The organism is Arthrobacter alpinus (genome assembly GCF_001445575.1).
Classification (GTDB): domain Bacteria; phylum Actinomycetota; class Actinomycetes; order Actinomycetales; family Micrococcaceae; genus Specibacter; species Specibacter alpinus_C.
Window position 1 is genome coordinate 3,842,087 of sequence record NZ_CP013200.1, and the last position, 25,179, is coordinate 3,867,265.

Annotated in this window: 23 protein-coding genes and 1 riboswitch; of the genes, 12 read left to right on the top strand and 11 right to left on the bottom strand. The window is 60.6% G+C overall.

The features are described from left to right. Window positions 1-173: 173 nt before the first annotated feature. Together AS189_RS17055 and AS189_RS17060 are read right to left on the bottom strand one after the other, a co-directional pair. Window positions 174-1,382 (bottom strand): amidohydrolase, encoded by a 1,209-nt coding sequence (locus tag AS189_RS17055; protein WP_062291580.1) that lies wholly within the window; start codon window positions 1,380-1,382, stop codon window positions 174-176. Window positions 1,383-1,652: 270 nt separating this feature from the next. Further along, window positions 1,653-2,798, bottom strand: a complete 1,146-nt coding sequence (locus AS189_RS17060; protein WP_062293956.1) for a mannose-1-phosphate guanylyltransferase — start codon at window positions 2,796-2,798, stop codon at window positions 1,653-1,655. 367 nt (window positions 2,799-3,165) lie between these two features. Here AS189_RS17060 and sdhC point away from each other — a divergent pair, with 367 nt between their 5' ends. The 5 genes from sdhC to AS189_RS17085 all read left to right on the top strand — a co-directional run bounded on the left by sdhC (window position 3,166) and on the right by AS189_RS17085 (window position 7,983). Beyond that, the gene (gene sdhC / locus AS189_RS17065; protein ID WP_074711603.1) at window positions 3,166-3,558 is read left to right on the top strand and encodes a succinate dehydrogenase, cytochrome b556 subunit; all 393 of its coding nucleotides are present in this window, start codon (window positions 3,166-3,168) and stop codon (window positions 3,556-3,558) included. After that, on the top strand, window positions 3,559-4,026 hold the full coding sequence (locus AS189_RS17070) for a succinate dehydrogenase hydrophobic membrane anchor subunit (protein ID WP_062291584.1): 468 nt from the start codon (window positions 3,559-3,561) through the stop codon (window positions 4,024-4,026). 90 nt (window positions 4,027-4,116) lie between these two features. Further along, window positions 4,117-5,916, top strand: a complete 1,800-nt coding sequence (gene sdhA / locus AS189_RS17075; protein WP_062291587.1) for a succinate dehydrogenase flavoprotein subunit — start codon at window positions 4,117-4,119, stop codon at window positions 5,914-5,916. Next, entirely contained in the window at window positions 5,916-6,713 is a 798-nt protein-coding gene (locus AS189_RS17080; RefSeq protein WP_062291592.1) for a succinate dehydrogenase iron-sulfur subunit, read from the top strand. Before sdhA ends, AS189_RS17080 begins: the two co-directional genes overlap by 1 nt. Window positions 6,714-6,954: 241 nt before the next feature. Further along, window positions 6,955-7,983 (top strand): hypothetical protein, encoded by a 1,029-nt coding sequence (locus AS189_RS17085; protein ID WP_237759912.1) that lies wholly within the window; start codon window positions 6,955-6,957, stop codon window positions 7,981-7,983. A 112-nt stretch (window positions 7,984-8,095) separates the two neighbouring features. On the opposite strand, the gene AS189_RS17090 is transcribed toward AS189_RS17085, so the two are convergent. From AS189_RS17090 to AS189_RS17115, 6 genes are all read right to left on the bottom strand, one after another. Beyond that, window positions 8,096-9,193: a YihY/virulence factor BrkB family protein gene (locus tag AS189_RS17090; RefSeq protein ID WP_082634406.1), complete on the bottom strand. Its 1,098-nt coding sequence runs from the start codon at window positions 9,191-9,193 to the stop codon at window positions 8,096-8,098. Next, a complete protein-coding gene (locus AS189_RS17095) occupies window positions 9,171-9,728 on the bottom strand; it encodes a 2'-5' RNA ligase family protein (RefSeq protein WP_160320862.1) in 558 nt (185 codons plus the stop codon). The genes AS189_RS17090 and AS189_RS17095 overlap by 23 nt, the downstream gene beginning before the upstream one ends. Window positions 9,729-9,733: 5 nt before the next feature. After that, window positions 9,734-10,759: a tryptophan--tRNA ligase gene (gene trpS, locus AS189_RS17100; protein ID WP_062291601.1), complete on the bottom strand. Its 1,026-nt coding sequence runs from the start codon at window positions 10,757-10,759 to the stop codon at window positions 9,734-9,736. 17 nt (window positions 10,760-10,776) lie between these two features. Further along, window positions 10,777-11,607 carry an exodeoxyribonuclease III gene (locus tag AS189_RS17105; protein WP_193393546.1) on the bottom strand — a complete coding sequence of 277 codons (831 nt, stop codon included), beginning with the start codon at window positions 11,605-11,607 and terminating at the stop codon, window positions 10,777-10,779. Between the two features lie 92 nt (window positions 11,608-11,699). Continuing rightward, window positions 11,700-12,326, bottom strand: a complete 627-nt coding sequence (locus tag AS189_RS17110; protein ID WP_193393494.1) for a hypothetical protein — start codon at window positions 12,324-12,326, stop codon at window positions 11,700-11,702. A 461-nt stretch (window positions 12,327-12,787) separates the two neighbouring features. Further along, the gene (locus tag AS189_RS17115; protein WP_160320863.1) at window positions 12,788-13,219 is read right to left on the bottom strand and encodes a GAP family protein; all 432 of its coding nucleotides are present in this window, start codon (window positions 13,217-13,219) and stop codon (window positions 12,788-12,790) included. 488 nt (window positions 13,220-13,707) lie between these two features. Here AS189_RS17115 and AS189_RS17120 point away from each other — a divergent pair, with 488 nt between their 5' ends. Together AS189_RS17120 and AS189_RS17125 are read left to right on the top strand one after the other, a co-directional pair. Continuing rightward, entirely contained in the window at window positions 13,708-14,799 is a 1,092-nt protein-coding gene (locus AS189_RS17120; RefSeq protein ID WP_062291610.1) for a M4 family metallopeptidase, read from the top strand. After that, entirely contained in the window at window positions 14,796-15,107 is a 312-nt protein-coding gene (locus AS189_RS17125) for a protealysin inhibitor emfourin (RefSeq protein ID WP_062291613.1), read from the top strand. Before AS189_RS17120 ends, AS189_RS17125 begins: the two co-directional genes overlap by 4 nt. Before the next feature lie 300 nt (window positions 15,108-15,407). Here the strand turns inward: AS189_RS17125 and AS189_RS17130 are convergent, their stop codons facing one another. After that, window positions 15,408-16,280 (bottom strand): bifunctional methylenetetrahydrofolate dehydrogenase/methenyltetrahydrofolate cyclohydrolase, encoded by an 873-nt coding sequence (locus AS189_RS17130; protein ID WP_062291616.1) that lies wholly within the window; start codon window positions 16,278-16,280, stop codon window positions 15,408-15,410. A 5-nt stretch (window positions 16,281-16,285) separates the two neighbouring features. After that, the gene (gene glyA / locus AS189_RS17135) at window positions 16,286-17,572 is read right to left on the bottom strand and encodes a serine hydroxymethyltransferase (protein ID WP_062291620.1); all 1,287 of its coding nucleotides are present in this window, start codon (window positions 17,570-17,572) and stop codon (window positions 16,286-16,288) included. Window positions 17,573-17,655: 83 nt separating this feature from the next. After that, window positions 17,656-17,744, bottom strand: a riboswitch (ZMP/ZTP riboswitch). 64 nt (window positions 17,745-17,808) lie between these two features. Between glyA and purU the strand changes: the two genes are divergently transcribed. Together purU and AS189_RS17145 are read left to right on the top strand one after the other, a co-directional pair. Continuing rightward, window positions 17,809-18,690, top strand: coding sequence for a formyltetrahydrofolate deformylase (gene purU / locus AS189_RS17140; protein WP_062293971.1), 882 nt, complete (start codon window positions 17,809-17,811; stop codon window positions 18,688-18,690). Window positions 18,691-18,799: 109 nt separating this feature from the next. Beyond that, window positions 18,800-19,789 carry an aldo/keto reductase gene (locus AS189_RS17145; RefSeq protein ID WP_062291623.1) on the top strand — a complete coding sequence of 330 codons (990 nt, stop codon included), beginning with the start codon at window positions 18,800-18,802 and terminating at the stop codon, window positions 19,787-19,789. Window positions 19,790-19,876: 87 nt separating this feature from the next. On the opposite strand, the gene AS189_RS17150 is transcribed toward AS189_RS17145, so the two are convergent. Then, entirely contained in the window at window positions 19,877-21,298 is a 1,422-nt protein-coding gene (locus AS189_RS17150) for an amino acid permease (RefSeq protein WP_082634571.1), read from the bottom strand. A 315-nt stretch (window positions 21,299-21,613) separates the two neighbouring features. Here AS189_RS17150 and AS189_RS17155 point away from each other — a divergent pair, with 315 nt between their 5' ends. From AS189_RS17155 to mmsA, 3 genes are all read left to right on the top strand, one after another. Beyond that, entirely contained in the window at window positions 21,614-22,132 is a 519-nt protein-coding gene (locus tag AS189_RS17155) for a gamma carbonic anhydrase family protein (RefSeq protein WP_062291629.1), read from the top strand. 108 nt (window positions 22,133-22,240) lie between these two features. Further along, on the top strand, window positions 22,241-23,449 hold the full coding sequence (locus tag AS189_RS17160; RefSeq protein ID WP_062291632.1) for an ROK family transcriptional regulator: 1,209 nt from the start codon (window positions 22,241-22,243) through the stop codon (window positions 23,447-23,449). Window positions 23,450-23,632: 183 nt separating this feature from the next. Continuing rightward, window positions 23,633-25,177, top strand: a complete 1,545-nt coding sequence (gene mmsA / locus AS189_RS17165; RefSeq protein WP_062293974.1) for a multiple monosaccharide ABC transporter ATP-binding protein — start codon at window positions 23,633-23,635, stop codon at window positions 25,175-25,177. The last annotated feature ends 2 nt before the right edge of the window (window positions 25,178-25,179 follow it).

The window sequence follows — 25,179 nt, forward strand, 5'->3', positions numbered from 1 at the left end:
ACCAGCGGCCACCCCAGGACGGCCTAGCCAGGTTCATCGTTGGTCAACCGTTACAAACCGTGACACACCAGTATGGTGTTCGTTCCTCGGGGCTGCTATGGGCCCGCGCGGTGGGGCTATCCGCTACCCTGTCCGTCCCCCTGTCAGCCACCCTGTCCGCAAGCGGACTGGCGCTACTCTCCGGCGGGGTCGCGAAGCGTCCGTAGAGCTGCGGCACATAGCACGCGAATGCCCACGGAGAGGGCACGTTCATCAACGATGTAGTCACCGCGGTGGAGATCGTATTCTTCTCCTCCGGGGACGTGTGTACCCAACCGCATGAGGGATCCAGGGATACCCTGCAGGAACCAGGCAAAATCCTCCCCGCCCATGGACTGCGGAGCCAGCACCACCGAATCGTCCCCCAGTTCGGCGCGGGCTGCCGCCTCGATCACCGCGGTCTCGTGTTCGGAGTTGACCACGGGAGGAACTCCGCGGGTGTGCTCGAGGAAGACGTCAACGCCAAACGGCGCGGCAACTTGCTGCACCACGGCGTCGAGCAGTTCACCGGCCGCATGCCACGCCTCACGATCCAAGCAGCGCATGGTGCCGCTCATGACACCGTGCCCTGGGATGGCGTTGGGTGCTGCTCCGGCACTGATCTGGCCCCAGACCACTGAAACACCGCTGCGGACATCGACACGGCGGGAGAGGACGGCGGGAACGTTGATGGCGATCTGCGCCAAGGCAAAAACCAAGTCTTCGGTCAGATGGGGGCGCGAGGTGTGCCCACCCCGTCCTGTGAGCTCAATTTTGATGGTGTCTGAAGCGCTGGTGATGGGTCCGATGCGGGTACCAATCTTGCCAACGTCAATGCGTGGGTCACAGTGCAGGGCCATAATGCGCGGCACACCGTCCAGTGCCCCTTGATCGATGCACGCCAGTGCGCCCCCTGGCAGCGTTTCCTCAGCGGGCTGGAAAATGATCCGCACGCGGCCGCCCAAGGGCTTGCTCTCATGCATTTTCGCCAAGACCAAGGCAATGCCGAGCATGGTAGCGGTGTGGAAATCATGGCCGCAGCCATGCGTCACACCATGATTGCGGGAGGCAAAAGGCAGCCCGGTTTCTTCAATGATGGGGAGTGCGTCAATGTCACCGCGCAATGCCGTTGCAATGGGGCCTTCGCCAACATCCACAATCACCCCGGTGCTTTGCAGGCGGCGGGGAGATAGGCCGGCTGCCACGAGGCGTTCGTAGATCTTTTCAGAGGTACGGAACTCCTGGAACGACAACTCGGGATGGGCGTGGAGGTCCCGACGGAATTCCACCACGTCAGCCAGCAAAGGCTCCAGCCAGGGGCCTACCAACTCAGTTGCTTCTGTTTCCAGCGAGTAATTGCGCACGGCTCAAACTCTAGTCGTGTCAGCGACCAGCGCTGACATTAGCGGCGTCGCATTACACAAGCCGCCAACTCCATGACAGCCATTTGCCCCGACGTCGCCCAGCGACTAAGCGACTCAGCGATCAGCCAACTCAGTACCGCGCCGCTGGGCGGCTGAGCGAATCAGCGCAGTGCCGTGCCGCTGGTCGGCTGAGCGAATCAGCGCAGTGCCGCTGGGCGACTGACTCACTAACCAACTCAGCGCAGTGCCGCTGGGCCGGTACGGACACCGTCAGAGAACGTCGGTGTCGCCGCGTGCCTTGAGACCGTCAACAGCCATCTTGACCATCTGGGAGTGCGCGCGGGTGGTGATCAGCAGCGCGTCAGGAGTATCTACCACTACAACGTCCTGGATGCCGATCAGGGCGATGACGCGTTTGGTATCGGTGACGACAATCCCGGTGCTGTCCTCGGTGAAGACACGGCCGCCCTCGCCAATGACCTTGACGTTTTTGTCTTCCTTGGCGCTGCTCAGGCGGGCGATCGCGGCGAAGTCGCCCACGTCGTCCCAGCTGAACGTCGCAGGAATGACAGCCACATCTCCGGCGTCGGCTGCGGGCTCGGCCACGGCGTAGTCAATAGCAATCTTGGGCAGCGTGGGCCAGATGCGGTTTTTCACGGCGATCCGGTCCGGGGTGTCCCAGGCTGCGGCAATTTCCATGAGGCCTTCATATAAGACCGGCTCATTGGCCTTGAGGTGACGCAACATCAATTCAACCGGGGCTACAAACATTCCGGCGTTCCAGTTGTATTCACCGCTGGCAAGGTACTGCTCGGCGATTTCCTCGCTGGGCTTCTCGACGAATTTAACTACCGTATGGGCACTGGGCGCGCCGGCAACATCCAGCGGTTCACCCGTGCGGATGTAACCGAACCCGGTGGAAGGGTGGGTCGGCTTAATGCCGATAGTCACAATCTTTCCTGTGGCAGCCGTATAAACGGCCTCACGCACGGCGTCCTGGAATTCTTCCACCGGGCTAATGACCTGATCGGCGGCGAAGGAGCCCATGATGGTCGCGGGGTCACGCATGAAGAGGATGGCAGCAGCCAAGCCAATGGCTGCACCGGAATCCTTGGGCTCCGTTTCCAGGACCAGATTCCTATCCGCAATTTCAGGCAGCTGGCGGCAGACGGCTTCGCGGTGAGCTTCCCCTGTCACCAAGAGAACTTTTTCGCCACTGAGCGGCTCCAAGCGATCGTAGGTGGCCCGGATCAAGGTACTGCCGCTGCCGGTCAGATCATGGAGGAACTTAGGGGCGGCCGCGCGGGATAGCGGCCACAGCCGCGTGCCAACACCACCGGCGGGAATTACTGCGTAAAACCTGTCCATGGGGTCTGGAGCGGGCTGCTGGGACTCAACCAAATTTTGCGTATTCATCAAGACCACCATAGGCGATGACCATGTACGGAAGGGCTTGCAGCGTCCACGGACACACTGTGATGTAGAAAGATCCACCCAGGGGTGCACGCCGGGCTGGTAGCCGGGCACACCGTCGTCGTACTTGAACGGCCAGGCCAAAGGGCACAGGAAATGGTGAGCAGCGCGGCATCGACACAGCACTAAAGGCCCCAAATTCCGCCATTTTGTGGCCCAGCTGTGATGTGATGCATAGAGCAAGGAGTGCCTAAGTTGAATATGCTGTTAGCTAAGCCTAAATTAGGCACAAGTTATGAGTGCTCACGCCGTGTGCGTTTCTCCGCGTGGAACCACGCCAGCGCAACGGTGACGCAGGAAGGTTTATTCAGTGCCGACAAAACCAGCTGGCACTCTGTATCGCGGCCGAGAAGGCATGTGGTCATGGGTGGGACACCGTATTACCGGTGTAGTGATTTTTATTTTCTTGCTGGTGCACGTTCTGGACACCTCGTTGGTTCGAGTGTCTCCAGAGGCGTACACAGCAGTCATTGGGGCGTATAAGAACCCCATCATGGGCCTTGGCGAAGCAGGCCTAGTCGCCGCAATTGTGTTCCACGCCTTCAACGGCCTGCGCATCATTGCCATCGACTTCTGGAAGAAGGGCCCCAAGTACCAGCGTCAGCTACTCTGGGGCGTTCTTGCACTGTGGGCTGTGACCATGATTCCATTCCTCATTCGTCACCTCACCATTGTCTTCTCTAATTTCTTCGGGGGGCACTAAATGAGCACCGACTCCATCGCAGCACCGCGCAGCAACAGCGCACAGTCGCCGAAGTACAAGCGCAACAAGGGCTCCAACTCAAGCTTTGAGATGGTCGCCTGGTTGTTCATGCGCCTGTCCGGTGTGATTCTGGTTGTCCTGATCTTCGGCCACCTCTTCGTGAACCTCATGGTTGGCGATGGCATCCACGCCGTTGACTTCGGCTTTGTTGCCGGCAAGTGGGCGTCACCTTTCTGGCAAGTATGGGATCTGGCCATGCTGTGGCTAGCTATCCTGCACGGCACCAACGGTGTCCGCACCATCATCAACGACTACGCAGAGCGTAACGGCACCCGCATGACCCTCAAGGTGGTCCTCTACGTTGCTTCCGCTGTCATCATCATTCTGGGCACCCTGGTCATCTTCACCTTTGACCCCTGCCCTCCCGGTGCAGTCATTGACCTTCCGTCCTTCTGCCCCGTTCCTTAAATAGGGAGCACCCCGGGCCATGACGGTTCGGGAACGGTACGAAGTGAACACCAGCTTTTAATGCAGTAAATGAGAGAAAGAGCATCCAGTATGCAGGTCCACAAATACGACGTCGTAATCGTCGGGGCCGGTGGCGCAGGAATGCGTGCCGCCATTGAATCCGGACAGCGTGCCCGTACCGCTGTTCTGACCAAGCTCTACCCCACCCGCTCCCACACCGGTGCAGCACAGGGCGGCATGTGCGCAGCACTTGCCAACGTGGAAGAAGACAACTGGGAATGGCATACCTTTGACACCGTCAAGGGTGGCGATTACCTGGTTGACCAGGACGCTGCGGAAGTTATGGCTAAGGAAGCCATCGACGCCGTTATTGATCTGGAAAAGATGGGTCTGCCCTTCAACCGCACACCCGAGGGCCGTATTGACCAGCGTCGATTCGGTGGCCACACCCGCGATCACGGTAAGGCCCCGGTTCGCCGTGCCTGCTACGCCGCGGACCGCACCGGCCACATGATTCTGCAGACCCTGTACCAAAACTGCGTCAAGCACAACGTTGAGTTCTACAACGAGTACTACGTTTTGGACCTGCTCACGGTTGAAGAAGAAGCCACCCGCGCGGACGGCACCATCTACTTGCAGAAAAAGATTGCCGGCGTCGTTTCTTACGATCTGGCTACCGGTGAACTGCACGTCTTCCAGGCCAAGAGCGTTATTTTGGCTACCGGCGGTGCAGGTAAGGTCTTCAAGACCACCTCCAACGCTCACACCCTGACCGGCGACGGCATGGGTATTGCCTTCCGCAAGGGCATCCCCCTGGAAGACATGGAGTTCTTCCAGTTCCATCCGACCGGTCTTGCCGGTTTGGGCATTCTGCTCTCCGAGGCCGCGCGTGGCGAAGGTGCCATCCTGCGTAACTCTGAAGGTGAGCGCTTCATGGAGCGTTACGCCCCCACCATCAAGGATCTGGCTCCTCGTGACATCGTGGCCCGTTCCATGGCTAACGAGGTTCGTGAAGGCCGCGGTTGTGGCCCGAACAAGGACTACGTTCTCCTTGACTTGACCCACCTGGAGCCGGCGCATATTGACGCCAAGCTCCCGGATATCACCGAGTTCGCCCGCACCTACCTGGGTGTGGAGCCGTACACGGAACCCGTCCCGGTATTCCCCACGGCGCACTACGCCATGGGCGGTGTTCCCACGAACATCACCACCGAGGTCCTCCAGGACAACGACACCATCATCCCCGGCCTATACGCCGCCGGTGAGGTTGCCTGCGTATCCGTCCACGGGTCAAACCGTTTGGGCACCAACTCGCTGTTGGACATCAACGTGTTCGGTAAGCGCGCCGGTGTGGCCGCTGCTGAGTACGCCAAGACCGCTGATTGGGTGGAGCTGCCGGAGAACCCGGAAGCCGACACGATTGCGTTGTTGGATCACGTCCGCACCTCCGACGGCGGCGAAAAGGTCGCGCTGATCCGCAAGGACCTGCAGGACACCATGGATGCCAACATGCAGGTGTTCCGTACGGCCGAGTCGATCGACAAGGTACTTGCCGACATCGCTACTTTCGAGGAGCGCTACTCACGCATCACCGTTCAGGACAAGGGCAAGCGTTTCAACCTTGACCTCCTTGAGGCAGTGGAGCTTGGCTTCCTGCTCGAACTGGCCAAGGTCATGACGGTTGCGGCCCTGCACCGTCAGGAATCCCGCGGCGGTCACTACCGCGAAGATTTCCCGGACCGCGATGATGAGAATTTCATGAAGCACTCCATGGCTTACCTGGATGCGAACGTCACGGTTGAGAGCTCGGAAGAGTCCATTGCCGGCATTCGTCTGGATACCAAGCCTGTTGTTGTTACGCGTTACCAGCCGATGGTGAGGAAGTACTAATGAGCGCCATAGAAACCGCCGAGACAGCTCCCGAACCGCTGTCAAAGATTGAACTTCCCGCACACCTCGGTGGCGGCGGAGAGATCCCCACGTTCGATGTCACCTTGCGTGTGCGTCGTTACGACCCCGAGGTCTCGGAAGAGTCCACGTGGGAAGACTTCACCATGACCATGTATGGCACCGACCGCGTGTTGGATGCTTTGCACAAGGTCAAGTGGGAGCAGGACGGCTCACTGACGTTCCGCCGCTCCTGCGCACACGGCGTCTGCGGATCCGATGCCATGCGCATCAACGGCCGTAACCGCCTCGCCTGCAAGACCCTGCTGAAGGACCTGGACACGTCCAAGCCCATCACCGTTGAGCCCATCAAGGGCCTGCCGGTGGAGAAGGATTTGATCGTGGACATGGAACCGTTCTTCCAGTCCTTCCGCGAGGTCATGCCGTTCCTGGTCAACCGCGACCACGAGCCCACCAAGGAGCGCCTGCAGTCCGCCGAGGACCGCGCACGCTTCGATGACACCACCAAGTGCATCCTGTGTGCCGCGTGCACCTCATCATGCCCCGTCTTCTGGACCGACGGCCAGTACTTCGGCCCGGCAGCCATTGTGAACGCACACCGCTTCATCTTTGACTCCCGTGACGACGCTGGCGACATGCGTCTGGAAATCCTCAACGACAAGGAAGGCGTGTGGCGTTGCCGCACCACCTTCAACTGCACCGAAGCATGCCCCCGCGGCATCCAGGTGACCCAGGCAATCGCCGAGGTCAAGCAAGCCATCTTGGCTCGCCAGATCTAAGCATTTCCTGCTTTGCCAAAAGCGCCGCTCCCTTGATGGGGGCGGCGCTTTTGCGTTGGGGGCCGGACCTCCGCTCCCACTTCCCGGCTCCCTGTTTCGCCGAGTCAGACGGACGCCCGTCGAATCAGACGCCGCGCTTCGTCAGACTCGGCGGCTCTCCGTCTGTTTCGACGAGAGCGGAGTTATCCACAGCTTCAAAAGTCACCCGTTCAATGGCGTGTTTTCGTATCATGCTGGGTATATGAGCCAGCCATCCAGCTTCTTCAAGAACGACGCCGAACCCTCCTCTCTCCGCTCCCGTGCGGACACTGCCCCCGACTCGGGCACCGGGCCGAGTCCACTCACGGAACGGTTCCTCGCAGCATTTCCTGCACGGAAAATTGCGTGGCGTACCAGCCAATTGCGTGAAGCAGGCTTTGGAGACCGGCACGTGAAATTTCTGGTCGCCACGGGAGTGCTGCTGCGAATGCGCCAAGGTGCCTATCTACGGGCCTCATACTGGTCTGGGCTTTCAGCAGCGGGACGCGAGAGGACAGTCATCTTCATGCATTCCTATGGGACGAACTCAACGTCGGCTGCCGGATACGTCTACAGTCACACCTCTGCGGCGAGGATTCACGGATTGCACCTGTGGCAGGCTGACACCTTGATTCACGTGACGCAGGCCAAGAAGCCATCAAGCGCAGGCTCCGATGCCCATACACGCATTCACACGGGCACCTTGCCTAGCAGCGATATCACCATGGTTGGCCAAACCCATGTAACAACTCTTGAACGTACCGTGGTGGACTGCTGCCTCACCATGCCATATAAGCGGGCCCTGATCCTCACCGATCATGCCCTCCGGTTGGGGGCTTCCCTGGACATATTGCAGGAGGCTGCTGATCAGCTGGGCAAACACCGGGGAGTAAGGAACCTCCGGCGAGTACTGGCCAACGCAGATGCACTCTCCGAATCCCCCGGCGAGACGCTGACTCGCGATCTTCTGCGTGAACTCAACGTTGAAGCCCCGACACTGCAGCACTGGATCCACACCAGAGCAGGAAACTACCGTGCCGACTTCGCCTGGGTACAAAAGCGTGTGGTCCTCGAATTCGATGGCAAGGGCAAGTACTTCGACTACAGACCTACAGACGAGGCCGTCTTCCTTGAACGTAAACGTGAGTCAGCACTACTCGAGGCAGGGTGGGTGGTGATCCGCATCCAGTGGAAGGACCTCTTCGACGAGGCATACTTCAAGGCAAAAGTTCTCGCGGCCCTCAACCGCTGAACCCGAGTCAGACGGAGCCCCGTCGAGTCAGACGTTGCGCAACGTCTGACTCGACGGGGCTCCGTCGGTCTCGGCGAAGGCGGCTGAGGCAGCGCGGCCAGTCAGCAGGGGCCTAGCGCCGTTTCCTGCGGGGGCGAAGATCCGCGGCCAGCACCGCTGCGATGGCAGCAGAGATCAAGTACACCTGGCTCAGCAGGAAGAACCAGACGAACAAGCCCAGGATCACAGCGAAGGGTGCCAGCAGGTCGTTGCTCGTGATGCCGTTGAGCAGCATGGCGCTGAAGAGCCGCAGCACGGTGGCACCGACGCCGGAAAATATGGCCGCGAGCACCAGGACCCGTCGCCGCATGCTCACCCGCGAGGCGATGCTGAACATGATCATGGCGACGGCGATGTCCAGGATCAGCATCAGCGCGATCGAGCCGATCTGTGCCGTGGCTCCCGTGAGGAAACTCCCCCACCCCAGCAGTTCGCCGAGGCTGCCCATGGCTGCGGTGCTCAGCAGGCCGAGCACGCTGGTGAGCACCAGTGCCACGGCCAGCACCAGGAGGGTGCCTCCGTCGCGCATCTTGGAAAGGACCGGGTTGGTCCGGTCGCGTGCGAGGCCCAGCAGGGAGCGGATGCCTTCGCGCAGGCCGTTGATCCAGCCCATGGCGGTGACGAGCAGGGCTGCCAGTGAGATGAACAGGGTCAGGCCGAAGTCGCCGGTGCCGAGCAGATCTTCGGGTTTGGCCAGGCCGCCGCTGCCGTCACCGGTGTCGAGCAGGCCGGGCGTACTTTCGGCGACGAGATCGATCACGGCGTCGCGCAACACCTGGTTTCCGGCGGCGAACATGCCAAAGATAGCGAAGCCGGCAACCAGCATGGCGCCGACGGAGAAGAACATGAGGTAGGCGTTGCCGGCGGCCAGCAGAGGGCCACGACGGCGTGTGTACAGATTCCACACTCGCAGCGGGAAGCGTTGTGCGGCCCATGCGTTGAGCCACGGAAACAGTGTAGTGAGCTGGCGCCACGGCCCCTCACTAGCACGCGCAGCGGCGAAATCGGAGTGCTTGGACTCGGTCCACTCCGCAAGGGCTGTGCGGTCCAGTGGGCTGGGTGGCGGCTTCTCGGGAGCTGCCAGTGGGCGCTTGGCTGATATGCCAGGGGCTACGAATCCCGGAAAATGGCCGACGTCGGGGACGGGCCTATGTTCTGGTTGCTCCCCCAAGATTCAGCTCCTCACGCAGCGCCCAGTTTCCCTCAATGTAATCGAAGAGACCAATGCTGGCCACCTCAAAGCTGGCCTCAAAGTGGGCCATTTCTTCCTTCGCCTGATCCATGATCTCATCGTCGAGGTAGTGAGCAATGGTCAGGTGCGGGTGGAAGTCAAACGCGAGCTGGTGCTCCAGCGGTCCTTGGACCAACTTGGCATGCAGCGCGGCACACTCCTGCGCACCGTGGTCTACATTGAGAAACACCACTGGCGAGACAGGCTGAAAAGTCCCCGTTCCCCGCAGCGACAGCTTAAACGGCGTGGACTCTGCGGCAACCTCGCGCACATGTTCTACGGCGGCATCCCAAGAATCCGTGGCCCTTCCAGAGACAAGGGTGATGTGGGGAGGCACGACGGCGGCACTTGGCCCCGCGAATTGCGCCCGCTTCTGCCCGAGCTCGGCTGCGAGGGACGCCGGCAGTGAGATGATGACGCCTAGACTGCCGGCGTGCGGGAGCGTTGGTGCCCCGCTCTGGACAAGACTCGGCACGGTTCTCAGACCACCCCGAGCGGCGGGAGGAACCCTACCTTGGCGTAAACATCGGCGAGGGTGACCGACGCAATTTCCCGGGCCTTGGCCGCGCCGTGAGCCAGCAGCGAATCCAGCTCTGCGGGGTCATCGAGCAGTTCCAAGGTGCGGGCGCGGATGGGCTCCAACCGTGCCACCACGGCCTCGGCAACATCCACCTTCAGGTGTCCATACATCTTGCCGTCATACTCGGTCACCAAGGTGTCAACGGACTTATCCGTCAGAGTGGAGAGAATTTCCAACAAGTTGGTGACGCCGGGCTTGCTTGCACGGTCATGAGCAATCACCGTGTCAGCGTCGGTGACTGCTGACTTGATGCGCTTGGCGGTGACCTTGGGGTCATCGAGAATGTTGATCAGACCGTTGGGGCCCGATGCAGACTTGGACATCTTCGACGTCGGATTTTGCAAGTCATAAATACGTGCACCCTCCTTCTGAATAAACGCCTCAGGGACTACGAAGGTCTCACCAAACCTGAAGTTGAAGCGCTTTGCCAGGTCACGAGCCAGCTCCACATGCTGGCGCTGATCATCGCCCACCGGAACACCCTGGGGGCGGTAGAGCAGAATATCAGCGGCCATCAGGACCGGGTAGGTGAACAGACCAACGCTCGCGGCATCGGCACCACCTTTGGCTGACTTGTCCTTGAACTGAGTCATGCGGGAGGCTTCACCGAATCCGGTGATGCAGTTCAGTACCCAGGCGAGCTGAGCGTGCTCTGGCACGTGGGACTGAACAAAAAGCGTGGACTTTTCAATGTCAATGCCGCCGGCAATGTACTGGGCGGCCGTCTTGCGGGTGCGTTCGCGCAGTTCCGCCGGATTCTGCTCCACCGTGATGGCGTGCATATCGGGGATGAAGAACAGCGTCTGGTAGTCGTCCTGGGTTTTTACCCAGTTGACCAGTGCGCCCAGGTAGTTGCCCAGGTGCAGGCTGTCTCCTGAGGGCTGCATGCCGGAGAGAACGCGGGGACGTGCTGTGGTTTCACTCATGATGGTTGAAAAGTCCTTTAGAACTTGTAGTCGACAACAAGCGGGGCGTGATCTGAGAAGCGTTCCTCGTACGACGCTGCCCTGTCCACTACACAACTCTGTGCTTTTGCGGCCAGTGCGGGCGTGGCTGCGTGGTAGTCAATCCGCCAACCGGTGTCGTTAGTGAAAGCCTGTCCACGGTTGGACCACCAGGTATAGGGCCCATCCACTTCGCCAGCGAGTTCGCGGGCCACGTCCTTGAAACCAATTTCTTCACCAAAGAAGCGGTCAAAGTAGGCGCGTTCTTCGGGCAAGAATCCGGCGCGCTTGACGTTGCCCTTCCAGTTCTTGATATCCAAGGTTTTGTGACCCACGTTGAGGTCACCCACCAGTAGAACGTGATCGCTGGCGGCAGCAAGCTGCGGCAAGCGCCCAATCATGGTGTCCAGGAAACGGAACTTATCGTCCTGCTTGGGGGTGCCAACCTCGCCGGAATGGACGTAGGCACTGACCACGGTAAGGGTTTGCGGTGTGCCGTCGGACCCGGCAATCACGTAGTCGGCTTCGACCCAGCGGCCGGTGGTGGCGAAGTAGTCATCACCAATGCCGATGCGGGTGGCAACAGGTTCCAGCACGTCCTTGCGGGTGGCGATCAACACGCCAGCACGGCCCTTGGCTTCGGCTTCGGCGTGCAGCACATGCCAGTCTTCGCCCAAGAATCCCTGCACGATCGCGTCCGGCGCACGGACCTCCTGAAGGCACAAAATGTGCACATCGCGGTCTGCGAGCCAGGGGCCCATACCGTTCTTGTACGCGGCTCTGATGCCGTTGACGTTGACGCTTGCGATCCTCAAATGACCGTTTTCAATACCGTTGCTCACTTGTTCCACCTTACCCGCAGGGACCCTCGGATTCCTGTTATGCCACCCCGACCAATGCCCCCAGTGCTACCCAAGTGCTATTAGTCGATGATGATGCCGCTGACGGGCTCGTCGCCGTCACCAGCAGCGGACGGCGCGGCAGACGCGCCACCGGCAGCCTCAGCCTGACGGGCAGCGTTCTTCTTGGCCATGGCGGCATCCATCTTCGCTTCCTGCTCTTCCCAATCCGGGTTGATCATGCCCCGGCCGTTGGCGGCAGTGATGTCAATGGTGTCCAGCGCACGGGCCACCATCTCGGGGTCCTTGCCCAGGTACTCGTTGATGACGCCCACCTGGACGTTGATGATTTTGAAGGAGTGGTCCAGCTTCAGATCGCGCGCCTTTTGGGCCGAGCGGGAGCCGGAGTCCTGGGACACCAGGTGAGTGCCGCCGTCGGACGGGGCATTGGCACTGTTCTGCTGCGCCATCTGGGCCTGCGCCAGCGCAACTTGCCGGGCGCCAAATGCCGCGGCCTTGTGCACGCCCATGTAGACGGCGGTGGAGAGCACCAGCCAGCCGAAGGCGATGACGGCGATGACCCAGCCCAGCACGGTCATGTTGTTAGCAGCCATCACCACGGCCACGAGGAATACGATCGCCAGCACAATGGTGCCAACGCCCGTGAATTTGCTGGGTTTGGACATTTTGCTGGATACAGGAGAAGTCATGACTCCATTCTCTCAAATCATCGCCCGCTCCGGCACCGTCTTCCACCAGCGGCGAACGTGGGCGCCCCGCGTGGGCCCTCCACCCCTTCTGAAGCACGACGCCGGCCCTCACCTGCCATTCCCGCCGCACCCATCGCCGTCGCCAGATGGCCGTCGCATACGCCCCCGCTTTTCGCGCAAGTCCCCACCATCACCTCGATGGCCGTCGCATACGCCCCCGCTTTTCGCGCATGTCCCCACCATCACCTCGATGGCCGTCGCGTACGTCCCCGCTTTTCGCGCATGTCCCCACCATCACCTCGATGGCCGTCGCATACGCCCCCGCTTTTCGCGCATGTCCCCACCATCACCTCGATGGCCGTCGCATACGCCCCCGCTTTTCGCGCATGTAGGGACGTATGCGGAACGCGGGGGCATGCGCGGTCATGGTGACCCTGCCCCGAAAAGTGTTCGTGCCTACATCACTTGAAGGGGTTCCAGGCGGCCGCCGGGGCCAGGGCGGTTAGTCCGGCGCGGAGCAGTAAGAAGCCCACGATACCCAGCACCCACAGCACCGTTTCACCGCTAAATTTGCTCATTTTTGAGCTGACCCGGTGTATGAGCGAATCGAGCCAGGTGCCGGCGGCCGCCCGCAGACCGAGCAGGATTAGTGCGGGCACCAGCATGAGAAGGCAATACACAACGAGCAGGCCAATCGCACCCGGTAGTGGCAGCGTTGAATTGGACAAGAAGCCGATGGCCACCAGATACGGCACCATGGTGGGCAACTCCAACAGGCCGGCAACCAGGGCCAAACCCACCATGCCGCCCGGGCTGCGGAGGGCTTTGGAGAGTCGAGTCTGCCACTTGAGCTCCGCGGCAGGGGCTGGCGCCGGACGCCCAGAGCCCGGCACTCCCGCGGCGAGGGGCGGGCTCGGGACGCCCGAACCGCTGCCGGCGGCCCCGACTGTCCCGGCTGTCCCGAAGAGAGCGCGCCTGATTCAGCTCCGGCAACAGGTTCGAATTTCGACTCTGACTCAACAGGGGAATCAGCTGCAGCCTCAGAGCGTGAGCCGGGGATGGATTCGGAGCCCGAGAAGGAGCTCACCACGGTCTAGCACCGGCACCACCTGTACCCTCAGCCCCGCCAGCCCGTCGAGTCAGACGGAGGGCCGTCGAGTCAGACGGAGCGCAACGTCTGACTCGACGGGCCTCCGTCTGACTCGGCGCCATGGGCCTGCGCTGCGGCTCCTTGTCCCTAGTGACGAACAGGCGCATCATGGTGGAACGGGCTAAGGAGCACCAGAATGTGGCTGCGCAGACCACTTGGGCAACCAGCGCTGCGAACCTGACCCCGGCTTTTCACCCAGAAGTTGCTCCAATCAGGGAAAGAGGCAGGAAAATGTCAACAACCCGCGAAGGAATCCACCCCCGGACACTGTGCAGTATTGCCCCGCCGGACTTATTAGGCCGTTTGGCCATCGAAGGCGATCCCCGTCAACGAGAAGCTGCCGTGCGTGCCCTTGCCACGTCCGCTGCCATCCGCTCCCAACGCGCCGTCATGGGTTATCTCAACCGCCAGCTGAACGTGAACATCGGCAAAATGGTGGGCTTCAGCGTCATCCCCGAACGCCGCCTGACCATCTACGACAACAAGACGAACGGCCGGACCTTCTTGCCTGGCGTGCGGGCCCGGGACTGGGGCGAGCCACCAGTGAAGGACGCTGCCGTCAATCAGGCCTACGACGGCAGCAGTGCCACTTATGAGTTCTTCCGCGACGTCTACCAGCGCAACTCTCTTGACGACGCTGGGTTGGAACTCATCTCATCGGTCCACTACGGCGTCGCCTTTGACAACGCCTTCTGGGACGGCACCCAAATGGTTTACGGTGACGGCAGCGGCCGGATCTTCCAGATTGGTGGCCTGACCCGGGCCGTGGATGTCATCGCCCACGAGCTAACTCATGGAATCACCGAGCTCACAGCTGCGCTCATCTATAGCAAACAGCCCGGGGCCTTGAATGAATCCTTCTCGGACGTCTTCGGCTCCCTCGTCAAACAGTTCACCCTGAATCAGACCGCAGCCGACGCCGACTGGCTCATTGGCGAAGGAATCCTGGTCCCGGAGCTGGGGACCGCGCTGCGCTCCATGATCAACCCCGGCACCGCCTACTCCGGCGATCAGCAACCCGGACACATGGACCAATACAAGGATCTGCCCGACAACAACGATCCCCGCAACGACAATGGCGGCGTGCACATTAACTCAGGCATCCCCAACCACGCCTTCGCATTGGCCGCCCGAGCCATGGGCGGTTACGCGTGGGAAAAGGCAGGCAAGATCTGGTACACGGCCCTCACCACCCGGCTGCGCGCCAACTCCCAATTAGACGAGGCCGCCCGAGCCACAGTCGATGTCGCCGGAACCTTGTTCAGTTCCACCGAGCAGGACATGGTCCACGACGCGTGGAAACAGGTGGGAGTGCTTTCATGAAGTTGATCATCTTTCGCGGTGGCGGTTTCGCGGGCATGGTGGCCCGCACCGAACTCGACGCCAAATCCCTGCCACGTGACGACGCAAAAACATTCGCCAGCGAGATCGCTCGCGCTAATTTGCGCGACGAACCCCCGCCCGTGCCGGAAAAATCATGGCCAGATGCTCAGCACTACGAACTCTGCTTGGAAGAGTCCGGCCCCACTCTCAACGTCCGCTATAGCGAGGAAAGCCTCCCAGAGGATGTTCGCCTGCTCATGGCGTGGGTAGACGGGCGCCCCGAACGTGTTGAGTCGATAGGACCCTAGCGCGGCGCCCACCTCCCTGCCGTCGAGTCAGACGGAGCGCCGTCGAAACTGACGCGGCGCACCGTCTCCCTCGGCGGGTCTCCGTCTGACTCGGAGAACTAGCCGGCGTGGGACCAACTCAAAAAGAAAAGGAGGACGACGCCGGAACCTGAGTTCCGCCGTCGTCCTCCCCACACCCTCGCGCAGCTCGCAATCCCCTGCCGCTCCCAACGCTCGCAAGCTCACGTTGGGACCCTCGCGTCAGTGGGCCCACACCGCGGGTCCCTCAGGCGCGTGGGCCCACTACCGCGGGGCTAAGTGCTAGGCGCGCTCGGCGGCCTCAACCACGTTGGCCAACAGCATGGCGCGAGTCATGGGCCCGACGCCGCCCGGGTTCGGGGAGATCCAGCTCGCCACAGATGCGGCTGCGGGCTCCACGTCACCGGTAACAACTGCCTTGCCATTGCCGTCGTCCACGCGGCTGACGCCAACGTCCAAGACAATAGCGCCGGGCTTCAAATCGGCAGCCTTGATCATGTGCGGCACACCAGCGGCAGCAACTACCACGTCGGCCAGACGCAATTCAGCGGCCAGATCAACAGTGCCGGTATGGGCCAGGACCACTGTGGCGTTGATGTCGCGGCGGGTCAGCAGCAGGCCCATGGGCCGGCCGATCGTGACGCCGCGGCCAACAACCACAACACGCTTGCCGTTCAGTGAAATCCCGTGGCGTTCCAACAACACGATGCAGCCCTTGGGCGTGCACGGCAGCGGGGAACTCATGGGACGGTTCACATTGGCCACCAGGCGACCCAAGTTCATGGGGTGCAGGCCGTCTGCGTCCTTGGCCGGGTCAATGGCTTCCAGCACCACGTCCTGGTCAATGTGCTTCGGGAGGGGCAGCTGGACAATGTAGCCGGTGCAGCTGGGATCCTCGTTGAGCTGGCGGACAGCAGCCAGGACGTCGTCCTGGGTTGCGGTGTCCGGCAGGTCGATGCGGATGGACTTGATGCCAACTTCGGCACAGTCCTTATGCTTTCCGCCCACGTACCACTGAGAGCCCGGATCCGAGCCAACCAAGATGGTACCCAGGCCCGGGACGACGCCGCGGGCTGCGAGGGCAGCCACGCGCACGGTCAACTCGGATTTGATGGCAGCGGCTGTAGCCTTGCCGTCAAGGATTTGAGCAGTCATACTTTTTACCATTCTTCCTGACCGGGGTAGAGCGGGAAGTCGGCAGCGAGGGCCTTGACGCGGGCACTCAGAGCGTCAACGTCGGCACCACCCTTGAGTGCTTCTGCAATGATCTCGCCAACTTCGGTGAATTCCTTGGCGCCAAAACCGCGCGTGGCCAGTGCCGGGGTACCGATGCGCAGGCCGGAGGTGACCATCGGGGGACGCGGGTCAAACGGAACGGCATTGCGGTTCACGGTGATGCCAACGCTGTGCAGGAGATCTTCGGCCTGCTGGCCGTCCATTTCCGAGTTGCGCAGGTCCACCAGAACCAGGTGCACATCGGTGCCACCGGTCAGCACTGACACGCCGGCCTCGGCAACGTCGGGTGCGTTCAAGCGGTCAGCAATGATCTTGGCGCCTTCGAGCACGCGTGCCTGACGCTCGGCGAATTCTTCGCCTGCAGCAATCTTGAACGCAACAGCCTTGGCGGCGATAACGTGCATGAGCGGGCCGCCCTGCTGTCCCGGGAACACGGAAGAGTTGATCTTCTTGGCCCATTCCTTCTTGGCCAGGATCACGCCTGAACGCGGGCCGGAAAGGGTCTTGTGAACAGTGGAGGTGACAATGTCGGAGTACGGCACCGGGTTCGGGTGCAGGCCTGCGGCAACCAAACCGGCAAAGTGAGCCATATCGGTCCAGAGCAGTGCGCCAACCTCATCGGCAATGGCACGGAACGCAGCGAAGTCGAGCTGGCGCGGGTACGCGGACCAACCGGCAATGATGACCTGAGGCTTCTCGGCGATGGCCTGCAACCGCAGCTTGTCCATGTCGATACGGAAGGTGTCGGGCTCAACTTCGTAGGCGGCAACCTCGTACAGCTTGCCGGAGAAGTTCAGCTTCATGCCGTGAGTCAGGTGTCCACCGTGAGCCAAAGACAGGCCCATGATCTTATCGCCAGGCTTGATCATTGCGGCCAGTGCTGCAGCGTTGGCCTGTGCGCCGGAGTGCGGCTGGACGTTGGCGTACTCGGCGCCGAACAGGGACTTGACGCGCTCGATGGCCAGGTTCTCGGCAACGTCAACAGCTTCGCAGCCGCCGTAGTAACGGCGGCCCGGGTAGCCCTCGGCGTACTTGTTGGTGAGCACTGAGCCCTGTGCTTGGAGCACGGCGCGGGGTGCGAAGTTTTCCGAGGCGATCATTTCCAGCGTGTCGCGCTGGCGGGCGAGCTCGTCCTTCAGGACGGCTGCAATTTCCGGATCAAGCTCGGAGAGGGGTGCGTTGGTTACGGACTGGGTGGGTGAGAAAGACACTACAGACTCCTGAGTGGACAGCACGAAAATACTCTTCTAGAAAAGATTATCGCCAAACACCTTGGTGGTTGGCGTTACGTGACTAAAGCGTCCCAGGCGTACGATCACTTTAGTCTTCGTTCGTGCTGCTCCCCGGTGGTGTCCCACCTCATCGCCAGTCGCAACCCTTTAATAGTAATACAGAGCCACGATTCGACGGTAAACTTCCACGGGTGACTGACTTGACTATTTCGGCCGTGCCCGACTCTTCCGCTGCCGCCTCGCACGGATCTCCCTCACACGGATACGTACTGACGCTCTCCTGTGCCGATCAGCCGGGCATCGTCCATTCCGTCTCCGGTTCGTTGTTGGAGGCAGGCTGCAACATCACCGATTCCCAGCAGTATGGGAACCCTGATACCGGCACATTTTTCATGCGGGTTGCCGTGGAAACTACGACGTCGTTTTCCAGACTTCGCGAGCACCTCGAGTCGGTTGCCGCGCAGTTTGAGCTCAAATGGACGCTGCACCGCGCCGGTGCCCCGATCCGCACCTTGATCATGGCCTCCAAGGCCGCACACTGCCTGAACGACCTGCTGTTCCTACAGCGTTCGGGCACCCTGCCGGTGGAGATCCCGGCCATTGTTTCCAACCACATGGATCTGAAGCCGCTGGCCGATTTTTACTCCATCCCCTTCCACTACATTCCTGTCACAGCAGATACCAAGGCCGACGCCGAGGCAGCTCTCCTTGCGCTGGTGGCTGAGCTCGACGTTGATCTGGTGGTCTTGGCCCGCTACATGCAGGTCCTCTCCGATGACCTCTGTAACCACTTGGCCGGACGCGCCATCAACATCCACCACTCGTTCCTGCCCTCTTTCAAGGGGGCCCGTCCCTACCACCAGGCACATGCCCGCGGTGTGAAAATCATCGGCGCCACAGCCCATTACGTCACGGCCGTGCTGGATGAAGGTCCCATCATCGAACAGGAAGTCATCCGCGTGGATCATGGCCATTCGGTGGAGAAGTTCGTTTCCATGGGCCGCGCCGTCGAGGCCCGCACCCTGGCCCAGGCTGTCCAGTGGCACGCCGAGCACCGAGTACTCCTGGACGGACACCGCACGGTCGTCTTCGCCTGAGGTTTCCCCTCGCGAGGTGCCAGGCTTGTAGTGCTAAGAATTTTCCGGCAACTATCCCCTGCCCAGCGTGTGCCCACCATTTGAGCCGCCGGCTCGCTAGGCTGTGGGCATGCAAACAAATGTCTTGGGAAAAACGTTCCGTTCGGTGTCCGGCGTCGGGCTTGGCACATGGCAGCTTGGCGCCGACTGGGGCAATGTCAGCGAATCCGATGCCTTGGCCGTGCTGGCCGCATCTGCGGAAGCCGGTGTTACGTTCTTCGACACGGCTGATGTGTATGGTGACGGACGCAGCGAGCAAGTGATCGGTAAATTCCTGCGGGATCACACCGCGGGAACCACCGTCACCGTCGCCACCAAAATGGGTCGGCGCATGGAGCAGGTGCCGGAAAATTACGTGCTTTCAAATTTCCGGGCCTGGACCGATCGTTCCCGCAAGAACCTTGGCGTGGACACCCTCGATCTGGTGCAGCTGCATTGCCCACCCACGGCCGTGGTCACGTCTGATGAGGTGTATGACGCCCTGGACACACTGGTTGCCGAGGGTGCCATCGCTAACTACGGGCTCAGCGTGGAAACGTGCGATCAGGCCTTGGCAGCGATCGCCCGCCCGAACGTGGCCACCATCCAAATCATCCTGAACGCGTTCCGGCTCAAGCCGTTGGATGCCGTGCTGCCCGCCGCGAAGGCCGCCGGCGTGGGCATCATCGCCCGCGTTCCGCTCGCCAGTGGCCTTCTTGCCGGCAAATACACGCCCGCAACTGCCTTTGCGGCCAACGATCACCGCAATTTCAACCGCGATGGCAGCGCCTTTGACGTGGGCGAGACGTTCTCCGGCGTGGACTACACCGTGGGACTTGAGGCCGCTGGGAAGTTCGCCGAGCTGGCCTCCACAGTGGAAGGAACCACGGCACAAGCCGCACTTGCGTGGGTTTCCCAGCTAGACGGTGTCTCAAGTGTGATCCCCGGTGCCCGTTCTACCGAACAGGCCCGGGCTAACGCGGCAGCCGGTTCACTGCCCGAGCTTGGTGCTGCGTTCAACGCTGGCGTGAGCGAGATCTACGATTCCCTGCTGCGTGCGGACATTCACCCTCGCTGGTAGCACGAGTCGTCGTCGTACGTCTGCGGCTGTAGCTGCAGACGGGCGGCGCGCAGCCGCAGTACGTACAGCTGCGGACCGCGCCCAGACCTACGCGGAAACAGAATCCGATTCGAGGTCCGCGGCAGATAGAGTCTCGTAGTCTGCCTGCGACAACGCTGCCACGCGTGAGTAGCGGCGGCCGTAGGCAAAGTAGACCATGAACCCGACAATCATCCAGGCCAAAAATACCAGCCACGTCATGCCTCCGAGGTTGACCATCAGGTAAACACACATGAGGGCACCCAAGATGGGCGTCACCGGGTAGAGGAAGACCTTGTAGCTACGTTTGGCTGCCGGACGGCTGCGGCGCAGGTAAATGACGGCCACGTTGACCAGGGCAAATGCGAACAGGGTGCCAATGCTGGTGGCGTCTGCCAAGGCGCCTAGCGGCACAACTCCGGCCGTCAGGGCCACGGCGATGCCAACAATGAGCGTGCCAGCCACGGGGGTGCCGCGCTTTTCAGAGATACGGCCAAAGATTTTGGGGACCAGCCCGTCACGGGACATGGACAAGAGGATACGGGTTTGACCGTACATGACGGTCAAGACAACGCTGGTGATAGCAAGGACTGCACCCAAGGAAAATACCAAGGCCATCCACGGCTGGTTGGTAATTTCCAGCAGGATCTTCACGAGGGATGCCTGCGTGCCCTCAAACCAGGTCCACTCGCGGGCTCCGATGGCGGCGACGGCCACGAGCACATAGATGGTGGTAACAATGATCATCGAGAGCATGATGGCCCGTGGCAGATCGCGCTGCGGATTCTTGGCTTCTTCACCCGCGGTGGATGCGGCGTCGAAGCCAATGTAGGAGAAGAACACACGGGACGCAGCTGCGGAGACACCCGCGGCACCCATGGGCATCAGCGGGCTGAAGTTTCCCGAGTTAAACGCAGTGAAAGCGACGGCGCAGAAGAACAGTAAGACCACAATCTTGACCATGACCATGGCGGTGTTGACCCAAGCGCTTTCCTTGGCTCCGCGGACTAGCAACACCATGGAGAACAGCACGATCACCATGGCGGGAAGGTTCAAAAGTCCTCCACTTCCTGGCGGCTGGGATATGAAGTCGGGTAGAACCCAGCCAAGACCGGCAACGGATTCGTTGACGTACTGACCCGCACCTACTGCCACAGCGGCCACCGAAACAGCGTATTCGAGGACCAAACACCAACCACAGATCCAGGCCATCCCCTCCCCCAGCGTGGCGTAGGTGTAGGAATAACTTGATCCTGATACCGGGACCATGCCAGCCATTTCGGCGTAGGACATGGCCGAGAGTAGGGCCGCGATTCCGGCGATCACAAACGCCAAGAAGATGGCGGGTCCGGCCAACGGCACGGAGTCACCCAAGATGACGAAGATGCCGGTTCCCAACGTTGCACCCACACTGATCATGGTCAGCTGAAGGACGCCGAAGCTGCGGACCAGTTTTCTGCCATCGGTGCCGTTTCCGGCTTCGTTGACCATCTGTCCAAAGGGTTTGCGGCGAAGCAGCTGACGGCCCAGCGTCACGGTAGGGCCGGATCCTGAAGAACCAGAGGGTCCGCTTCCGGGCGCGTTTGTGGCGTTCCCGGGGCTCATCCGATCAGTAGCTGACATCCTATGATTTCCATTCTGTGGGGACCGCAGGAAAGCAGACCGCGTGGGTATTTCCGGATTTTTGTGAACATCCAATCTTATCGTGCCGGCACCCATGATTTTGGGTAGCATCGAGGTGAAGCACGGTGCAATGGGTCACCCTTGCACCCATATTGCCCACTACCGTTTGGAAATGGATCCACCATGAATCAATTGATCACTCTTGATGGCAACACCCCCAATGTTCATGAGAGTGCGTTTGTGGCCCACACGGCTGTGCTGATTGGACAGGCCGCTTTGGGCGCAGACTCCAGCGCGTTTTACGGTGTTGTGATGCGCGGTGACACTAACTCCATCACTGTCGGGGAAGGATCCAATCTGCAGGACAATGTGGTGCTCCACGCAGATCCCGGATTCCCCACCAGCGTGGGCAATGGCGTCAGCGTGGGCCACGGCGCAGTCGTCCACGGCTGCACCGTTGAGGACGACTGCCTCATCGGCATGAGTGCCACCATCATGAACGGGGCCGTCATTGGCGCCGGATCGCTGGTAGCCGGTGGTGCCGTGGTGCTGGAAGGTGCCATCATTCCGCCCGGATCGCTCGTGGCCGGTGTGCCTGCCAAGGTTCGCCGGGCGCTGAGCGCCGAGGAACTCGAGCACGTTCGAGAGAATGCCGCCCACTACGTCGATCTTGCACGCAAGCACAAGGCGATTCAGGCGTAGCAGTTCCGGGCCGGTGGGATGCAATTAGTAGTTCATAGAGTAAATCGAGCAATTCATCTTGCGTTCATTTCTTGACGCCAATGTGATCTATGAGGCATTGTCATTTATATGCTCGATGACGAACAGCCCACCACCACGCCGGCCTACCGCAAAGCCCGCAATCCCGGCTCGCAATCAGCACTGCGCAGCCGCAATCAACAGCGGATCACACAGCAACTCCTCAAGGGTGGGGCGTCTACTCAGGCCGAGCTTGCCCGCAGCACTGGCCTGTCCACAGCGACGATCTCCAATATTGTCAAGAGCATGGCCGCAGCAGATCTGGTCACACTCACTCCTGTTACAAGCTCCGGTCGGCGGGCCATGTCGGTGCGCTACAACGGGGACAGTGCCATTGCCGCTGGCATCGACTTTGGTCGCACCCATGTTCGTGTCGTTCTCGCCAACACCGGATATCACCTCATAGCCGAAGAAGAGGCACCCTTACCGCGCGGTCACCAAGCGGTGGAAGGTATCCAGACCGCCTCTCGGCTGTTGGACAAACTCCTGAAAAAAGCGGGCATCTCTCGCTCGCAGCTCATCGGCGCCGGAGCCGGCATCCCTGGTCCTATTGACAGCCGCAGCGGCAAGGTCATCCGTGGTGCCATCTTGCCCGAATGGGTCGGTATCAATTTGCACCGCGAACTCGAACAGGCGCTAAAGATTCCTGTTTTCGTTGACAACGACGCAAATCTCGGCGCCCTGGCTCAGCTCACGTGGGGCGATCAAGGCAACGTTCAGAATCTAATGTTCATCAAAATTGGCACGGGCATCGGATCAGGCCTGATCCTTGGCGGCGCGCTCTTCCACGGCAGCTTTGGTGTCACGGGCGAAATCGGTCATGTGACCATCGATGAGCAAGGCGTGATTTGTCGCTGCGGTAATCGCGGTTGTCTCGAAACGGTCGCTTCCACGGCCACCATGGTGGAACTCCTCAGCAGGGGTCACGAGCACCCTATCTCCACGGCGGATATTCTTCGCCAAGCGACCTCGGGCGACCCTGCGACCCTGCGCGTTCTCGATGATGCCGGGATGGCAATTGGCCGCGCCCTGGCCAATGTTGCCAATCTTGTCAGCCCCGATGTCATTGTCATCGGAGGCCCACTGACGGAACTTGGTGAGCTATTTTTAGCCCCTATCCGCCGCGGCCTCCTTCGCCATGCCGTACCCATCATTGGGGCAAGTATCGGCCTGAGAATGTCTCAGCTAACGTCGCGATCCGAGGCTCTTGGAGCGGCCGCTTTGGTGTTCCAGAATGAGCCCAATTCCATCATTTCTTAAACCGTTACCATCTCGTAGCGTTAAAGACTTGACCGCAAGCGTGTGATCTAGTTTACTTTTCGAGTACCGGTTAGTATCGGCACTCCGCGCAATGAATGAATTTCGCGGGCAATGAAGCCCCGCCGCCAGTGCGAACTTGGTGGGGCAACGACAAAGAAGTCAGTTGTGGAAGGCGTAAGCATTATGGTGTCCGCGAACCCCGTCATACTCGAGATGCGATCCATCACCAAGGAATTTCCTGGTGTGAAAGCCCTTGCCGATGTGTCCATCACCGTTCATGCCAGTGAAATCCACTCCATCTGTGGCGAAAACGGAGCAGGCAAATCAACCCTCATGAAGGTACTCTCCGGCGTCTACCCCTTCGGTAGCTACGACGGCGAGATTGTCTTCCAGAACTCCGTCTGCGAGTTCAAAGACATCCGTGCCAGCGAAAACGCCGGAATTGTCATCATCCATCAGGAACTCGCTCTCATCCCGGAACTCTCCATCACCGAGAACATCTTCCTCGGCAATGAACCCACCAGATTTGGTGTCATCAACTGGGCCGAGGCCCGGCTGCGGACCATGGAACTGATGGCACGTGTGGGTTTGAGTGAGGATCCCGATACCCCGGTCAAGGAAATCGGTGTTGGCAAGCAGCAGCTCGTTGAAATTGCCAAGGCCTTGAACAAATCAGTCAAGCTCCTCATCCTCGATGAGCCCACTGCCGCCCTGAACGAGTCCGATTCCCAGCACCTGCTGGACTTGATCCGGGGGCTCAAAAGCAAGGGCATCAGCTGCATCATGATCTCGCACAAGCTCAACGAGATCGAGCAGGTCTCGGACTCCATCACCATCATCCGTGACGGCAAGTCCATCGAGACCCTCGATGTGAAGGCCGACGGCGTGGACGAGGACAGGATCATCCGCGGCATGGTGGGACGAACCTTGGAATCCCGATTCCCTGACCACACGCCCAAGATCGGCGAGGTGTTCTTTGAGGTCAAGAACTGGACCGTTGCCCACCCGCAGATTGCGGACCGGCTCGTGTGCAAGAATTCCAGCTTCAATGTCCGGCGCGGTGAAATCGTTGGTATTGCAGGCCTCATGGGTGCTGGCCGCACCGAGTTGGCCCGCTCCATCTTCGGTCGTTCCTACGGCAACTACATCTCCGGGCAGATCATCAAGGACGGCAAGGAAATCATCTTGCGCAATGTTCCGCAGGCTATCAAGCACGGACTTGGCTACGTCACCGAGGACCGCAAGACGCTGGGCCTGAATCTTCTGGACGACATCAAGACAACCACCGTCTCCGCCAATCTTGCCGCCGTCTCCAAACACACAGTGGTGGATCGCGACAAGGAATACTCCGTGGCCGAAGACTATCGCAAGCAATTGCGCACCAAGGCGCCAAGCGTTGACGAAGGTGTCGGGAAACTCTCCGGCGGAAACCAGCAAAAAGTCGTCTTGGCCAAATGGATGTTTACCGATCCGGATCTGCTCATCCTTGATGAGCCGACCCGAGGTATTGACGTCGGCGCCAAATATGAGATCTACGGGATTATCCAAGCACTCGCGAACCAGGGCAAGGGCGTCATCGTCATTTCCTCGGAACTGCCAGAGCTGCTCGGCATCTCCGACCGAATCTACACAATCTTCGAGGGCGCCGTCACCGGTGTCCTGAACAAAAACGAGGCAAGCCAGGAATCGTTGATGAAACGCATGACCGCTGCCGCTAAGTCTGCCTAGAT

Excerpts from the sequence above, each read along its gene's own strand:
- AS189_RS17125 (WP_062291613.1), top strand. The coding sequence starts at position 14,796 with ATGAAGTTGATCATCTTTCGCGGTGGCGGTTTCGCGGGCATGGTGGCC.
- sdhA (WP_062291587.1), top strand. The coding sequence starts at position 4,117 with ATGCAGGTCCACAAATACGACGTCGTAATCGTCGGGGCCGGTGGCGCA.
- AS189_RS17080 (WP_062291592.1), top strand. The coding sequence starts at position 5,916 with ATGAGCGCCATAGAAACCGCCGAGACAGCTCCCGAACCGCTGTCAAAG.
- AS189_RS17130 (WP_062291616.1), bottom strand. The coding sequence starts at position 16,280 with ATGACTGCTCAAATCCTTGACGGCAAGGCTACAGCCGCTGCCATCAAA.
- AS189_RS17085 (WP_237759912.1), top strand. The coding sequence starts at position 6,955 with ATGAGCCAGCCATCCAGCTTCTTCAAGAACGACGCCGAACCCTCCTCT.
- AS189_RS17145 (WP_062291623.1), top strand. The coding sequence starts at position 18,800 with ATGCAAACAAATGTCTTGGGAAAAACGTTCCGTTCGGTGTCCGGCGTC.
- AS189_RS17150 (WP_082634571.1), bottom strand. The coding sequence starts at position 21,298 with ATGGTCAACGAAGCCGGAAACGGCACCGATGGCAGAAAACTGGTCCGC.
- AS189_RS17160 (WP_062291632.1), top strand. The coding sequence starts at position 22,241 with ATGCTCGATGACGAACAGCCCACCACCACGCCGGCCTACCGCAAAGCC.
- AS189_RS17110 (WP_193393494.1), bottom strand. The coding sequence starts at position 12,326 with ATGACTTCTCCTGTATCCAGCAAAATGTCCAAACCCAGCAAATTCACG.
- AS189_RS17120 (WP_062291610.1), top strand. The coding sequence starts at position 13,708 with ATGTCAACAACCCGCGAAGGAATCCACCCCCGGACACTGTGCAGTATT.
- AS189_RS17060 (WP_062293956.1), bottom strand. The coding sequence starts at position 2,798 with ATGAATACGCAAAATTTGGTTGAGTCCCAGCAGCCCGCTCCAGACCCC.
- mmsA (WP_062293974.1), top strand. The coding sequence starts at position 23,633 with ATGGTGTCCGCGAACCCCGTCATACTCGAGATGCGATCCATCACCAAG.
- AS189_RS17070 (WP_062291584.1), top strand. The coding sequence starts at position 3,559 with ATGAGCACCGACTCCATCGCAGCACCGCGCAGCAACAGCGCACAGTCG.
- AS189_RS17155 (WP_062291629.1), top strand. The coding sequence starts at position 21,614 with ATGAATCAATTGATCACTCTTGATGGCAACACCCCCAATGTTCATGAG.
- trpS (WP_062291601.1), bottom strand. The coding sequence starts at position 10,759 with ATGAGTGAAACCACAGCACGTCCCCGCGTTCTCTCCGGCATGCAGCCC.